Source organism: Marivita sp. (assembly GCF_051251565.1).
GTDB lineage: Bacteria > Pseudomonadota > Alphaproteobacteria > Rhodobacterales > Rhodobacteraceae > Marivita.
Window position 1 is genome coordinate 1 of the sequence record NZ_JBPOFB010000033.1, and the last position, 13,138, is coordinate 13,138.

Annotated in this window: 13 protein-coding genes and 2 pseudogenes; 6 read left to right on the forward strand and 9 right to left on the reverse strand. The window is 60.1% G+C overall.

Annotated elements, in window-relative coordinates:
* The 6 genes from ACSHXH_RS18490 to ACSHXH_RS18515 all read left to right on the forward strand — a co-directional run.
* Positions 1 to 1,113 (forward strand): efflux RND transporter permease subunit (locus ACSHXH_RS18490; RefSeq protein WP_435673277.1); only part of this gene is annotated, 1,113 nt, incomplete at its 5' end.
* A gap of 97 nt (positions 1,114 to 1,210) precedes the next feature.
* Positions 1,211 to 1,492: a copper-binding protein gene (locus ACSHXH_RS18495; RefSeq protein WP_435673278.1), complete on the forward strand. Its 282-nt coding sequence runs from the start codon at positions 1,211 to 1,213 to the stop codon at positions 1,490 to 1,492.
* 69 nt (positions 1,493 to 1,561) lie between these two features.
* Entirely contained in the window at positions 1,562 to 1,921 is a 360-nt protein-coding gene (locus ACSHXH_RS18500; protein ID WP_109384039.1) for a copper resistance CopC family protein, read from the forward strand.
* A 117-nt stretch (positions 1,922 to 2,038) separates the two neighbouring features.
* Positions 2,039 to 2,878 carry a copper resistance D family protein gene (locus ACSHXH_RS18505; RefSeq protein ID WP_435673279.1) on the forward strand — a complete coding sequence of 280 codons (840 nt, stop codon included), beginning with the start codon at positions 2,039 to 2,041 and terminating at the stop codon, positions 2,876 to 2,878.
* Positions 2,875 to 4,266 (forward strand): multicopper oxidase family protein, encoded by a 1,392-nt coding sequence (locus ACSHXH_RS18510; protein ID WP_435673280.1) that lies wholly within the window; start codon positions 2,875 to 2,877, stop codon positions 4,264 to 4,266. Before ACSHXH_RS18505 ends, ACSHXH_RS18510 begins: the two co-directional genes overlap by 4 nt.
* A gap of 40 nt (positions 4,267 to 4,306) precedes the next feature.
* Positions 4,307 to 4,756 (forward strand): DUF411 domain-containing protein, encoded by a 450-nt coding sequence (locus ACSHXH_RS18515; protein ID WP_435673281.1) that lies wholly within the window; start codon positions 4,307 to 4,309, stop codon positions 4,754 to 4,756.
* A 272-nt stretch (positions 4,757 to 5,028) separates the two neighbouring features.
* On the opposite strand, the gene ACSHXH_RS18520 is transcribed toward ACSHXH_RS18515, so the two are convergent.
* The 9 genes and pseudogenes from ACSHXH_RS18520 to ACSHXH_RS18560 all read right to left on the reverse strand — a co-directional run bounded on the left by ACSHXH_RS18520 (position 5,029) and on the right by ACSHXH_RS18560 (position 13,044).
* A complete protein-coding gene (locus ACSHXH_RS18520) occupies positions 5,029 to 5,262 on the reverse strand; it encodes a hypothetical protein (RefSeq protein ID WP_435673282.1) in 234 nt (77 codons plus the stop codon).
* Positions 5,263 to 5,470: 208 nt separating this feature from the next.
* The gene (locus ACSHXH_RS18525; protein ID WP_435673283.1) at positions 5,471 to 5,875 is read right to left on the reverse strand and encodes a hypothetical protein; all 405 of its coding nucleotides are present in this window, start codon (positions 5,873 to 5,875) and stop codon (positions 5,471 to 5,473) included.
* A gap of 496 nt (positions 5,876 to 6,371) precedes the next feature.
* Complete coding sequence (locus ACSHXH_RS18530) at positions 6,372 to 7,313, reverse strand: DUF2493 domain-containing protein (protein WP_435673286.1); 942 nt, start codon at positions 7,311 to 7,313, stop codon at positions 6,372 to 6,374.
* A gap of 379 nt (positions 7,314 to 7,692) precedes the next feature.
* Positions 7,693 to 8,025 (reverse strand): toprim domain-containing protein, encoded by a 333-nt coding sequence (locus ACSHXH_RS18535; protein WP_435673287.1) that lies wholly within the window; start codon positions 8,023 to 8,025, stop codon positions 7,693 to 7,695.
* Positions 8,005 to 8,805 (reverse strand): annotated as a pseudogene (locus ACSHXH_RS18540) (DUF7146 domain-containing protein); the annotation flags it as partial. The gene ACSHXH_RS18535 and the pseudogene ACSHXH_RS18540, both read right to left, overlap by 21 nt.
* Positions 8,747 to 9,227: pseudogene (locus tag ACSHXH_RS18545) on the reverse strand (DUF6915 family protein). The pseudogenes ACSHXH_RS18540 and ACSHXH_RS18545, both read right to left, overlap by 59 nt.
* A gap of 11 nt (positions 9,228 to 9,238) precedes the next feature.
* Positions 9,239 to 9,715, reverse strand: coding sequence for a DUF6878 family protein (locus tag ACSHXH_RS18550; protein ID WP_435673284.1), 477 nt, complete (start codon positions 9,713 to 9,715; stop codon positions 9,239 to 9,241).
* A gap of 74 nt (positions 9,716 to 9,789) precedes the next feature.
* Positions 9,790 to 11,853 (reverse strand): ParB/RepB/Spo0J family partition protein, encoded by a 2,064-nt coding sequence (locus tag ACSHXH_RS18555; protein ID WP_435673285.1) that lies wholly within the window; start codon positions 11,851 to 11,853, stop codon positions 9,790 to 9,792.
* A gap of 123 nt (positions 11,854 to 11,976) precedes the next feature.
* Positions 11,977 to 13,044, reverse strand: coding sequence for a DUF932 domain-containing protein (locus tag ACSHXH_RS18560; RefSeq protein WP_435673288.1), 1,068 nt, complete (start codon positions 13,042 to 13,044; stop codon positions 11,977 to 11,979).
* Between the last annotated feature and the right edge of the window lie 94 nt (positions 13,045 to 13,138).

Here is a 13,138-nt window from a genome sequence, read left to right on the forward strand (position 1 = left end):
GGGATCGAGGTAGAGCGCGTGGTGGCCGATATTGATGGTACGGCATCGGCCTACGCTGAACGCCCCATTGGTGGGCGTTTTGTTGAGATCAACGTGGATCGCGATGCCGCTGCCCGCTACATGATGTCCGTGCGCGACATTCAGGATGTCGTGCAGACCGCCATCGGCGGCATGCAGGTGTCGGAATCCGTCGAGGGGCTGGAACGCTTCCCGATTAACCTGCGCTACCCGCAGGAATGGCGCAACAGCCCCGAAAGGCTGCGGGATCTGGCGGTAGTGACGCCCTCGGGTGCGCACATTCCGCTCGGCAGTCTGGCGGAAATAAAAGTCGTCGATGGACCTGCCATGATCCGGTCCGAAAATGCGCGACGCACCGGATTTGTATTCATCGACATCGCGGGGCGCGATTTGGGTGGATTTGTGAACGAGGCCCGTGCCCTTGTCGCGGATCAAGTCACATTGCCGACAGGCTACTCCATTACGTGGTCCGGACCGTACGAATACATCGAACGTATGCAGGAACGGCTCAAGCTCGTAGCCCCGGCGACACTTCTAATTATCACCCTGATGCTGTTCATGGCCTTCAATCGGGTAATCGAGGTGGGGATTATCCTTGCCGCCCTCCCGGTCGCCCTGGCCGGGGGCGTCTGGTTCCTATGGTATCTCAGCTTCGATATTTCGGTCGCTGTTCTGGTGGGCTTTATCGCGCTGGCTGGCGTGGCGGTCGAAACGGCCATCGTGATGCTGCTCTATCTCAATCTGGCATGGGAAAAACGCAAGAAAGAAGCCGCGACTGAGCGGCGCGAAATGACCTCGCTAGATGTGGAAGAGGTTGTTTTTGAAGGCGCGCTCCTACGCGTCCGTCCCAAAGTCATGACAGTCGCAACCATCTTCGCAGCACTCATTCCGATCATGTACGGCACCGGAACCGGGTCCGAGATCATGCAGCGGATCGCGGCTCCGATGATAGGTGGCATGGCGACCGCGACCCTTCTGACGCTCTTTGTCATTCCGTCGATCTTCGTGATCTGGAAAAGGCTGGCCCTGAAACGGGTCAACAGAGAATTGCTGCAACCAGCCAACGTGCCCGCAGCATCTGTCCCAGCAGAATAAGGCCTGCCAATCACCCCAACCCGAAAGGACGACCCATGAAACTCTCTCTCTTGCCCTCTCTGTTCTCGTTCTGAGCGCGCCACTGTCGTTTGCGCAAATGAACCACTCGGACATGGACCATTCGAACATGCCGATGAGTGACGAAATGATGGAAGGTGCCGTACATACCAAGGCCGTGGTGAATTCCATCGGCGAAGGCACTGCCAATGTCAGTCACGAACCCATCCCTGAAATCGGCTGGCCTGCCATGACTATGGATCTGGCGATGATGCCCGACGCGGAAATGATGGGCGATATTGCGGCTGGAGATTCCGTCACGCTGATGCTGATCAAGGGCGACGACGGCATGTATGCAATTGGCGCGATGATGCCTGAATAAGGCGGCGACGGCTGACCGGAGACCTTGTTTCCGGTCAGCGTTTTTCAAATCCAGGCTCAGGAGCAAAATATGAAACCTGCCGTTTACTTTGCCGCGATCGCGGCACTTTCGCTGGCGTTCGCATCTCCAAGCGCAGATGCGCATTCCAAGAAAGAGGCAACGGAGCCTGCGGATGGGGCCGTTCTGGAGACGTCTCCGCCGACAATTTCAATGCGCTTTGACATGCCAATGCGCGTCACTCTGATCTCTCTCACCGATCAGGATGGGGCTTCGCATGATGTGACGCGCAGCGACAATATGCAGCCTGTCAGTGAATTCAGTGCCGCGCCGCCAGCGTTGCCAGCAGGTCAGTACAAGGTCGAGTGGCGGGGACTGGCAGCCGATGGTCATCCAATGCAAGGGACGTTCAGTTTTGAAATCTCGAATTGAGAGCCGATGCTGAGCGCGCTCGCTTCAGCTGACTTGGTCACTTGGCTGTCCATTTGCGTAAAGGCGCTTGTCTACGCGACGGCCTTGATCGCAATGGGCAGCATATTGAGTATTTTGATGCTCCGCCGTCTTCCCGCACCCGAGGTGCAAGCGCTGCGCCGGTTGTCGGTCTTCTGCGCCATTGGGGCAGCCCTTTTGTCTCTGTTGCGACTTCCGCTGCGTGCGAGTTTCCTGATGGGCGGCACATGGCAGGGCGCAACTGATCCGATGATGCTGACGATGGTTTCGGAAAGCCCCCTGGGCTCCAGCATCGCTTTGCGGCTTGTCGGACTGGCCTTGATTTGTGCGATCCTGCTGCCCGCACGCCAAGGGCGACCGCTCGCGGTCTTCGGCGTCCTTGTCGTGGCGATATCTTTCGTGTTTCGCGGCCATGCGCTGGAAGAACCACGCTTTTTGCTTGCCGCACTCATCTCGCTCCATATCTTGGGCTTGGCGTTCTGGATTGGGGTCTTCACGCCGCTCTACCGCCTTTCCGGGGCGAACACGGCCAGTATCGCCGGCCAGATCAGCCACGATTTTGGCAGTATTGCCGTATGGGTCGTTGGCGCGTTGACCTTGGCGGGGGGAGTGACCCTTCGGCTGTTGACGGGCAATGTGCTGGATGCACTCTCCACACCCTACGGGCAGTTTTTTGCAATCAAGCTGGGCGTTTTTCTCGGCATCATTGGCTTTGCCGCATGGAACAAGTTGCGGCTGACGCCTGCCTTGCTTCGGAAAGAGCCGGGTGCCAGCGCGCATCTGCGTCGGAGCATTCGAATGGAATCGGTGCTTGTTGCATTCATCCTTATGACAACAGCAATCCTGACCACGATCAGCGCGCCTGAAGCTACAAACCAAATCGGTAATGCGGCCGTCAGCGGTCAGACCACGGAAATGAACAGAGGGGGGTTTTTATGAAATCGATCACACGTCGGACGTTTGGAGGTGGGATGGTTGCTGCACTGGCGGCAACTGGCTTTCGTCCGACAGCGCTACTGGCCGAAACGCCGCCAGACCTGATCGCGCGCGAGGGCGTGCTTCAACTCGCGCCCGCGAACTACCCTGAAACGCAGATGTGGGGTTATAACGGAGAGGTTCCAGGGCCTACGATCCGGTTGCCGCAAGGTGCCCGAATGACGCGCCGATTTCTAAATGAACTCCCGCAGTCGAGCACCATCCACTGGCACGGGATCCGCATCGACAACGCGATGGATGGTGTCCCCGGCTTGACACAAGACGTCGTTGAGCTTGGAGCAACGTTTCTCTATGACTTCGTCGTGCCCGATGCCGGAACTTATTGGTATCATCCCCACAATCGGTCTTATGAGCAGATGGCGCGGGGACTTTCCGGGGCGCTGGTCGTCGAAGAGGCCGGGGGAGGCCCCGAAGTCGACAACGATGAGGTGCTTTTAATTGATGACTGGCGTCTGGCGGAGGATGCCCAGATCGCGGGCGGTTTCGGTGATATGCACGATTGGGCGCATGCCGGTCGGATCGGGAACTGGATTACCGTAAATGGGATCGGAGACTGGCGTCAGCCGGTTGAACAGTTCAGTCGTCACCGTTTGCGCCTCGTGAACACCGCAAATGCGCGGATTTTCTCGCTTGAGGCTCAGGGCCTTGGGGGCTGGATCATTGCGTTGGACGGCATGCCGCTTGATGCACCACAACCGTTGGATCGCCTGACACTGGCACCGGCACAACGGGCGGATATCATTGTTGACGTGACAGCGAGCGTTGGCGAGGAAGCTTTCCTTGTGAGTTTCGAGCGTGACGGCGGTTATGCAATCGCAACATTTGACGTCACAGCGATCGCCCGATCCGGACGTCTGGACGCTCCGTCACCACTGCCACCCAACCCGGTGCCGCAGCTTGGCCCTTTGGAGACTGCCAGAAAGGCAGCCCTTCTGATGGAAGGCGGGGCCATGGGACGTATGGGTGGTGCCATGATGGGCGGACAGATGATGGGCATGCGCGAGATGGCCGGAGCCGGTAAAGTCTGGGCCTTCAACGGCATGGCCGACATGCCGGATGAGCCTTTGGTTGCGGCTGATCGGGGCGAAGCCGTTCGGATCGACATCACCAACGATACGGCCTGGCCCCACGCGATGCATCTTCATGGTCACCATTTCCGCCAGATCGGCTCGAATGGGACGGCAGGTCCGCTGCGCGACACGCTTCTTATGGACCGAGGCGAGACCGCGCAGATCGCATTTGTTGCCGACAATCCCGGAGATTGGCTTTTGCATTGCCACATGCTGGAGCATTCTGCAGGCGGAATGATGACATGGTTGCGCGTGACGTGAACCACGTAGCGCCAGAATAAAACACCAAAGGAGAAATCCAATGAACCGTAGAAACTTCCTAATGATCGCCGCTGGCTCAGCACTTGCCGCTGGTCCGGTCTTTGCCGCAACGTCACGCATGAAAGTGCTCAATTCCCCGACTTGCGGATGCTGCTCTGCATGGATCGACCACGTAAAATCCGCCGGGATTGACGTTGATGCGCAAGACGTCACCCAAGACGCCTTGTGGGCCGCCAAAGACAAGGCAGGGATAACACCGGAGCTCAGCTCCTGTCACACAGGGTTCATCGAAGGGTACGTCATCGAAGGCCATGTTCCGGCGGCTGACATCCAACGCCTGTTGGCCGAGCGTCCAAACGCACTCGGCCTGACCGTTCCTGGAATGCCGATCGGCTCGCCCGGCATGGAGATGGGCGACCAACGCGATGCTTTCGAAACGCTACTTGTATTGCATGGTGGAGAGACGATTGTGTTTGAGCGCCATTCGTAGGTCTAACCACCTAAGTCACTTGCTTTGATCGCCACTTCACATGGCGTGGCGGTCAGCTATGGGACAGAAGTTTGGATTATGGCTCGAAGTCGGAACAATGAGCAGACTCTCTTACCGGATCAAGACCATTACCAATGAAGGTCAGCAATCCATCTTGAAAGGCCGCAACGCGCGCTTAAGCAGCCGTACACGCATGCGCAGCGAATTTACGCTTCGCCCGCACTGCGGAAACCTGCATGTTGGCTAGTGAACAACCCCATTGACCGTATTCGTTACAATTGTTTTGCGTCACCGCTTACATCTTCAGAGATTTCCTGACGCAAAGCTGGCCCTTTGGCTAGCCGCCGACCGAGCGCTGCGATAAAGGCATCATACCGTTCGCCTGCTTGTGCCTGAGCCGCCGCTCTGGCGGGCTCTGGCAGAGGCGGGTTGGTGGTGAGCCAAAACCGGACAAATAGCGCGAGGGTCTCGACCGAAATACTGACGTCGCGCTCAAGGCGGATCATGCGGCGATCGATCTGGTCGAGGCGTTTCGTGGTAGCTGCTTCTTGGCGCTATGCGGCGTCGGGCGACAGAAATGATGCAATGGCGGCTTCGGCCACGAGAGAGCGTGAGTGGTCGCGCCGGGCGGCGTAATCGGCAAGTGAAGCCATGATGTCTGGGTCCAAATAGACAGATAGGCGATGTTTCTTGGGTTGTTTCATTTTCAGGCCTTCACAGTTCAATGTCGTCGTTTGGATCCATCGAGGCTTGGCGGGCAAGCTGGCGGGCCCGCTGATCAAGCTGCCTCAATTGAACGACCTGGTCTTTCGATGGCTTCTTGAGGTCGGGTTCAAATTCGTTCTCGATGGGCTTTGCATTCTCTGTTTCTTGGGTTCGGTCCAGTTCTGGTTGACGCCGCTGTTCGTTCGGGTCGTCGGTCGCTGCGCTTTCGTCTGCCGTCTGTATCTTGGGATTAGCGATCTCTGGTGGCTTGAGTGGAACGATCCGGCTCCAGGCGTCGTTGGCTGGTGCATCAGTCTTGTGTGGCTTCGCTGGCGGTAGAATGCGGGCGTGCAATTGATCATCTTTGAAGTACCGTGCCTTTTGCGCCCGGATCGGCGGTGTGCCCGCTACCATGACAATCTCGTCGGTTGGAGGAAGCTGCATCACCTCGCCGGGGGTGAGGAGGGGCGTGGGGTCTCCTGTCGGCTGACCATCAGATGGCCGAGCCAGGGGGACAGGCGATGACCGGCATAGTTCTTCATCGCCCGCATTTCGGTAGCGGTGCCGAGCGCGTCGGACACGCGCTTTGCCGTCCGTTCGTCATTGGTCGCGAAGCTCACGCAAGAACAAGCATGGTGAATGCCTCCGTGCTAATCGGTTGAACGATAACGCCATCCACCACCACCTCAGCGTAGGCGAATAGTAGTTCAAAAAGCGGGTTTTTAATAGTCTTGAGTATTTGTGATCCGAGTGATCGGCGAGAATTTGCAACCGATCACCCGCCTTCGGGCTGGAGTTTTAATGGGACCCGCGTGACGCGAACTCGGACTGTGAGACCTGATGGGTGTCACAGATCGTGTCTGGAGCGTATTGGCATCTGGATGTTCAATATTGCCGGTAAATGCAGCGCTCACGCGCTGCACCCTTTGCGGAAATCAAAGGCCTTGATGCCAAGCTTCCGAGCCTTGTCTGCGAAATTGTCCTGGATGCCTGTGCCGGGGAAGATGATGACGCCGATGGGCAGGACATCGAGGATTTGATCGTTGCGCTTGAACGGGGCGGCCTTGGCGGGGCGTGTCCAGTTCGGCTTGAAGGCGACTTGCACGACCTTGCGGGTCTCGGCCCATTTGGCGGCGATCAGTTCGGCACCGCGCGGTGATCCGCCGTGGAGCAGAACCATGTCGGCGTGCTTGGTGTGGACTTTGTCGAGAGCGTCCCAGATCAGCCTATGATCGTTGAAATCCATCCCGCCGGTGAAGGCGATCTTGGTTCCCGTTGGCAGATAGACCTCGGTATCGGCGCGGGTCTTCGCTGCGAGGAAGTCCCGGCTGTCGATCATGGCTGCAGTGAGGTTGCGATGATTGACCCGTGACCCGGAGCGGGACGACCAAGGCGAGCCCGTCAGGCGGAGATAATGCTCGGCGGCGTGGTCCCGGAAGACCTCCATGCAATCACGTCGGTCGAGCAGGGATTGACCGGTTGCAATCAGATGTTCGAGCTGGACGGATTTGACCTCGGAGCCGTCCTGTTCGCGCTGGCGGCGTTTCTGCGCCTGTTCGTTGTCGTCCAGTTTGCGCTCGATCCGGTCAGTGGCGCGGTGGAACATGTTAACCGCCGACCAGAGCATCTCGTCGAGATCGGCGTCGAGGCTGGTGTCGGCCATCGTGGCGACAAGGGCGTCGAAGATGTCGCTGACGGCACCTGCGATCAGGCGATCTTCGGGTACGTCGCGGGGGTCGGGGTCGTTTTCGGAATGGCGGTAGCCAAAGAGTTCCAGATCGCTGCAGATGGCGTGGGTGGCGGACGCGTCGTGGTGTGGCTCGGCATCGCTGTGGTGGGGATCGGCATACATGGTGTGCTCCTTCGTCGGTTTGACCGCGACCGCAGCGGCCTTCATGGCGCCGAAAGAGGGCAGGCGGGGCGGACCTGCACCCGTATGGGCCGCAGCGCAGCGGAGGAGGCCGGAGGCCGGTTCTTTTGGCTCGCGATGGAAAGGCGGCTCTGCCGCCGCCGGAAAAGAACCGGCCGCAGGCCTTGCTGGTCCGTTCCGTTTGCCGTCCGGTCGCCCTCCCAAGAAGGCCGGGGTCGCGCGGCTCTCCGACGCCGGGGGCACCTCTTTTGCCGATCTCAGACAGGGGGCACTAGCCGGGCGCGGCGTCGTGCGCGGTCAAAGCTGTAGTATTCATGAAGCGTGCAACGTCTTCCGGCGCGATCTGGACCCGGAGCGCGTCTCAGAGGACATCAGCGCCAAGCAGGCGAAGGTCATCGTTGAAATCACCCAAGTGCGGCGACAGGAGGATCGTCTCGATGCGTGCATCTTTGGCGCGTTGGGTCAGGCGGGCCGATGCACCATCACCGGCTGGATCGTTGTCACGGGTGATATAGAGGCGTCTGAGGGACGGCGGGAACCGGATGGCGGCAAAATGGGCAGCGGACAGCGCTGCGGCCATCGGCAGATTGGGCAGGATAATTCTGAGCGACAGAATGGTTTCGATGCCTTCACCTGCTGCCATGACATCGCGTGCGGTGCCAAATCGGACAGCGTGGCCGAGCAGGTTGCCCATCGCACGGCGAGGCGTGTCGATTGGGGCTTTGCCCAAGTTTGTCTTCGAGAATCTGTCCGGATCAAGCCACGTGCGATGTGCGCCGGTGATCGCGCCATTGAGATCGGTGACCGATGCGATGAGGGCGGGCCAGATTTCGGTCTCGGAATGCCGATCTGGTCGTTAGTAGCATCGCGGATGAAACCGCAGGCTTGCGGTGTTGTTCAATGCTGTCAGTCCACGGTTGTGCAGGTATTCTTCGGCCAGCGTCCCTGTAATCGGCTGCGACATGGCAAACAGCCGCCTTGCTGCGGTCGGGGATCCCGTCGGTGCGGGATCAGATCGGGAGGCTATGTCGCCAAGGCGTTCTGGAAGCGGCAGGCTGAGAAATCGCCGGGCCTCTTGTGCAATATCGGCAAAATCGACGAAACCGCAGGTCTCGCGAATAATGTCAAGCAGATCGCCATGCTCTCCGGTGGCCGCATCGGTCCATTTTCCGATTGCACCTTTGCCCGAAATTGGCCCTTTTAAGCGCACGAAAAGGGACCGCCCGGGCGTGTTCCGCACATCACCGACCATCCAGTAGTGGCCCTCACGTATACCGTTCGACAGATATTGTCGGCAAACGGCTTCGGCATTGCGGGTGAGCGCTTCGGTCAGATCGGCGATGGATTGGGACATGACCATACCTCCAATGAAAAAAGGGCCCGCCTCGCGGCGGACCCAGTGGGGAGTGAAGTCGTCATTCCGCGGCGGTGCACTGCTTGTCCTGCCTCGTATTGTCAGGATCGTCTGAACCATCGTCCGGGTCGATAGCCCAATTGCCGTCGTTTTTGCGCTCGGCTGCGATGGGGATGATCACCGGCACGTCAGGAACGGGTTCGACGGTTCGGTGGAGCGGTTGCGCGCGGCCCATCCACGGCTCGGGGCGGATGCAGCGCACCCAGTCCGCGAAGCTCGGGATGAAACCCAGATCCTCGATGACATGCTGCTCGCCGATCAAGCGGACGGGAACCTTGCGACCCGTCGAGACGGTGATTGTCGTACCAAAGAAGCGCTCGGCCATGAAGATACCCTCAGCGTGGTGCTTAAGCGCGCGGTGCCGAAAAGTCCGCTGTGATGAGCTTGCTTTCGTCGAACCCGCTATGCAGGGCCAAATAGTCGTCCGCCACGCCGCCAAAGCGTCGTGCGGAGGAGTGGGCGTGATGCCAAGGATGTGCCATATCAGCCTCCCTCAGAATGCGTGTTCGAAAGATTCGATGTCCTCGAACCGCTGGTTGTAGTCGAGTGTGGTCGATTGGTCCGCCACATCGAAAAGAAAAGTGCCAAAAGCACCTTGGTTGTTTTCCCAGCCGCCATGGGTTTGGGCGAGGCAGTCATAGGCGAAATGCTCAATGGCTTCGCGGACGGACAGGGTGCGTTCGGTGTGTTCGGAGTCCCGCCAGCCAATGATGGCGAGGGTCACGGTTCCGTCCGGCAAGGGCGCATCTGCTGCGTTCGCTTTCGGGTCGATGCTTTCGATCTGGCCGCTGTCGCCATAGCCGTCGAAAGTCACGTCAACGCGGGTGATACCGGCGGCGGACAGCACGCTGAAGAGCGCGGATTTGTTGGCCGGTCTTATGGCGGTTTGGGCGGCTTCATGCGCGCGGCGCTCGACCTTCCAGGCGGCGAAGTCGAAGGATGGGGCAGGTGTTGTGTTTGGTTCTGTCATCGGAATTCTCCTGTGCTGAAAGAGGAAGGACCCGGCGCGTGACCGGGTCCGGTGTGTTTGGAAGGCTGGCTTGGCTACTCAGCGGCGACGGGTTCGGCCGGTTCGATCGGCACATCATCTTCCGCATCGGATTTCTCCGCCGCGTCTATGTCGTCTTGCGCAGCAAAATCGTCTGCACCGGCTCCGTTTGCCAAAGTTTCCCGCCCTTGCGTGCGGAGCGGTTCCGGCAACCAACCGGTGCCCTCGAGCAATTCTTCCGCAGCCGTGATCATTTCGGGCTTCTTCAGCCCCGCGATCCGGTCCACAGCAACATCGCCTTTGGCCTCCCGCACCGCCTCAAGGATTTGCGCCTTGGTCACGCGGGCGAGATAGACATCCGCCGTCGGAGTCCAGCCGACCGTCACCATGTCGAGGTTCAATGCAGTGGCCAGAACACCTGCATGTGCCAAGGCCGCGGGACGGCGATTGTAGGCCTCATGTACCGCGTTGAGAGTCAACGATACGCAATGGGCGAAGAGGGCCTGACGGCTGTCGCTGTCGAAGTCGATCAGCACGTCCCAAAGGTCTTCCGGAGCCTTGGGCAGGTGCTTGGCCCAGTTCTCTGATCGTGCCTCAATGGCCTGAGCCGAGGGGGTATCGGCCAGACCGGGGGCTTGGGCGGAGAAGGCGCCGCTGCGCGGGTCGATCTCAATGCAGCTGTTGAGGCCGTAGCGGTAGAATAGCTTGAGCGTCAGCACATGCAGGGCTGCCACGAAGGCGATATGTGGATCGCCTGCAAGTGCGTCGCGCAGGGCGAGCGTCCGATGTGCCGTCAGTTCCGTGACGAGGCGGTCTGACAGCGGTTTGATGCCGTCGTCTTCGTCCTCCTCGTCATGAGGTGCTCCCGCGTCAGGATCAATGCCGGTGTCATCAACATCTGCATCGGCTGTATCCGCGTCAGGTTGACCTTCAGAGGGAAGGGCCGGCTCGTCTTCCGGACGCACATAGCCGCGTTCGACGCGCAGCCGCCCGGAACTGTCGATGCTGACGAAGGCCCCGGCGATTGCCAACTCGTCCTCCTCGAAGCGGACCGGACGATCCTGCAACGTCTCCATCGCCGTCTCGATCTCGCCCAACCGCGCATCGACCTCGTCTGGCAATTCGTCGGCATCGGCATGATCTGCCTCAAGTTTCTCGAACTCCGTCTTGAGCGCATCGTAGGTCGCCGCTTCCTCGTCGGTCATCGGTTCGACCTCACCCGCCATGCGCCGCATGCCGTAGGTGTGGCCATAGGGAAAGTCGGTATCCACCTCGACCCAGTGCCAGCCTTCGGCCTGAACGGTCTCCGCGTCTTCGCGCAGTTTCTCGGCGACCATCAGATCGAGCAGTCCGGCATCCTGCAGCCAACCACCATCATCGGTCTGGAACAGGTCGCGCAGGATCGCACCGCCCGCATCCACATAGGCGTCCAGCCCGACATATTGCGCGCGACGGTCGGAGGCCCGCACGGCACCCTCGGTCAACATGCGGCGGATTTCATAGGGCTGCTTGGAGTAGTGCCGCTGCAGCGCTTCCCAGACCTGTTCCTGCCGCTCATGATCGGGATTAACGGTGAAGGCCATCAGTTGGTCGAGGGTCAGGTCTTCTTCGGCATAGGCATCGAGCAAAGACGGCGCGACGGCGGCCAGCTTGAGCCGCTGCTTGACGATGCTGGCGGAGACGAAGAAGGCTGCCGCGATCTCTTCCTCGCTCTTGCCTTTCTCGCGCATCGCCTGAAAGGCGCGAAACTGATCCAACGGATGGAGCGGCGCGCGCTGGATGTTTTCGGCCAGGCTGTCTTCCTCGGCGAGACCATCCGTGCGGATGATACAGGGCACGGGGGCTGTGCGATTGAGGCGCTTTTGCTTGACGAGGAGTTCCAGCGCCCGGAAGCGCCGCCCGCCTGCCGGAATCTCGAACATGCCGGTCTCGGTGCCGGTCTCGTCCAACACGGGCCGCACCGTCAGGCTGGCCAGAAGGGTACGCCGGGCGATGTCCTCGGCCAGCTCCTCAATCGACACACCAGCCTTGATGTGACGGACGTTGGACTGGCTGAGCAGGAGCTTGTTGAAGGGGATGTCGCGCGAGGCGCTGAGGGTGATTTTCTGTTGCTTGGTCATCGGGGTTCTCCGCGACGGGCCGGCCGGGAACCTCTCTCGACCTTTCAAACCCGTCACGAAAAACCCGGCCCACCTCTTCCTCTGGGGAAGGGACGGACCGGGACAATCTGGGTGCGACGTTGTTCAGGCGGCAGCTTCCAACAGCTTCTTGGCCCGGGTTTCCATCTCCAGCCGCGCGTCTTGCTGGGGTTTGTTGCGCGCGACCGCCGTGATGCCCTGCACGAAATCAAAGACGCTTTCGGGCGGGCGGCCTTCTTCGGTCAGCACGGTGTCGATGATCGTCGTCGCGGCAGCCTTGGAGAACCCGCGCTTGCGCAGAAAGTCCGACCGGTCCTCGTCTGTTCGCGCGACGATCTTCTCCCGCGCGGCGCGGATGCCGTCGATGAAGGGCGCGGGCGATGAGTTGGCGAAATTCTTGAGGGCCGGGGCCGCCTCATGTGCGAAGCGGGAGGCGGCGTATTTGGAGTGACGGATTCTGATCTCCTGGAAATCCTCGACCCCCCAGAGGTTGCGGTTCTGGCAGACCGCACGCAGGTAGAAACTGGCGATGCCCAGCGTCTTGGCCCCGACTTCCGAGTTCCAGCAGTAGAACCCCCGAAAGTAGAGGTCGGGTGAGCCGTCGGGCAGGATCCCCGCCTCGATCGGGTTCAGGTCATCGACGAGGAATAGGAACACATCACGATCCGAGGCATAGAGCGTTGTTGTTTCCTTGGTCACGTCCACACGCGGATTGTAGATGCCGGTCGACCAATCGAGGACACCCGGCACCTTCCAGCGCGTATCACCGGTGCCGTTGCCGGCGATGCGCTGCACGGCGGAGACCAGTTCTTGGTCGTAGATGCGCCCATAGTCGGGGCCGGTGACGGCACGGAGTTCCGTGCGCCCGTTCGCGACCTCCATGGTTTTGATCTGCTCTGCCCGGTGGTTGGTCAGCCCATATTGCAGGTTGATGCCTGCAAGCGGTGCGGGCAGCTGGCGCAGATAGGCGGCTGGCGCGCCAACAATGCTCGACAATTGTCCAAAGCTCCAATGCGTCGGCGCGATGGGCTCGTCGGCCCCGGGTAGGACCAACCCCAGTTTTCCGGGGTCATCGCGATGCGCCTCGACCCGGATCGCGGTACTCTCCACGGTGCGCGTCCGGCTCTGCTCAGCGCGCGCCTTCACCGAGGCGAAGAGGTCGTCGAGTGACAGGTATCGCTCATCATCGGGGTGGACCTGTCACGCTTCTGTGCCGCCCCAAGTGCTCGTTTAAGCTACTTTCCGCTCGAAGGCGACGGGGCTTTTC

Excerpts from the sequence above, each read along its gene's own strand:
- ACSHXH_RS18495 (WP_435673278.1), top strand. The coding sequence starts at position 1,211 with ATGAACCACTCGGACATGGACCATTCGAACATGCCGATGAGTGACGAA.
- ACSHXH_RS18500 (WP_109384039.1), top strand. The coding sequence starts at position 1,562 with ATGAAACCTGCCGTTTACTTTGCCGCGATCGCGGCACTTTCGCTGGCG.
- ACSHXH_RS18505 (WP_435673279.1), top strand. The coding sequence starts at position 2,039 with ATGCTCCGCCGTCTTCCCGCACCCGAGGTGCAAGCGCTGCGCCGGTTG.
- ACSHXH_RS18510 (WP_435673280.1), top strand. The coding sequence starts at position 2,875 with ATGAAATCGATCACACGTCGGACGTTTGGAGGTGGGATGGTTGCTGCA.
- ACSHXH_RS18515 (WP_435673281.1), top strand. The coding sequence starts at position 4,307 with ATGAACCGTAGAAACTTCCTAATGATCGCCGCTGGCTCAGCACTTGCC.
- ACSHXH_RS18520 (WP_435673282.1), bottom strand. The coding sequence starts at position 5,262 with ATGATCCGCCTTGAGCGCGACGTCAGTATTTCGGTCGAGACCCTCGCG.
- ACSHXH_RS18525 (WP_435673283.1), bottom strand. The coding sequence starts at position 5,875 with ATGGTAGCGGGCACACCGCCGATCCGGGCGCAAAAGGCACGGTACTTC.
- ACSHXH_RS18530 (WP_435673286.1), bottom strand. The coding sequence starts at position 7,313 with ATGTATGCCGATCCCCACCACAGCGATGCCGAGCCACACCACGACGCG.
- ACSHXH_RS18535 (WP_435673287.1), bottom strand. The coding sequence starts at position 8,025 with ATGGGCAACCTGCTCGGCCACGCTGTCCGATTTGGCACCGCACGCGAT.
- ACSHXH_RS18550 (WP_435673284.1), bottom strand. The coding sequence starts at position 9,715 with ATGACAGAACCAAACACAACACCTGCCCCATCCTTCGACTTCGCCGCC.
- ACSHXH_RS18555 (WP_435673285.1), bottom strand. The coding sequence starts at position 11,853 with ATGACCAAGCAACAGAAAATCACCCTCAGCGCCTCGCGCGACATCCCC.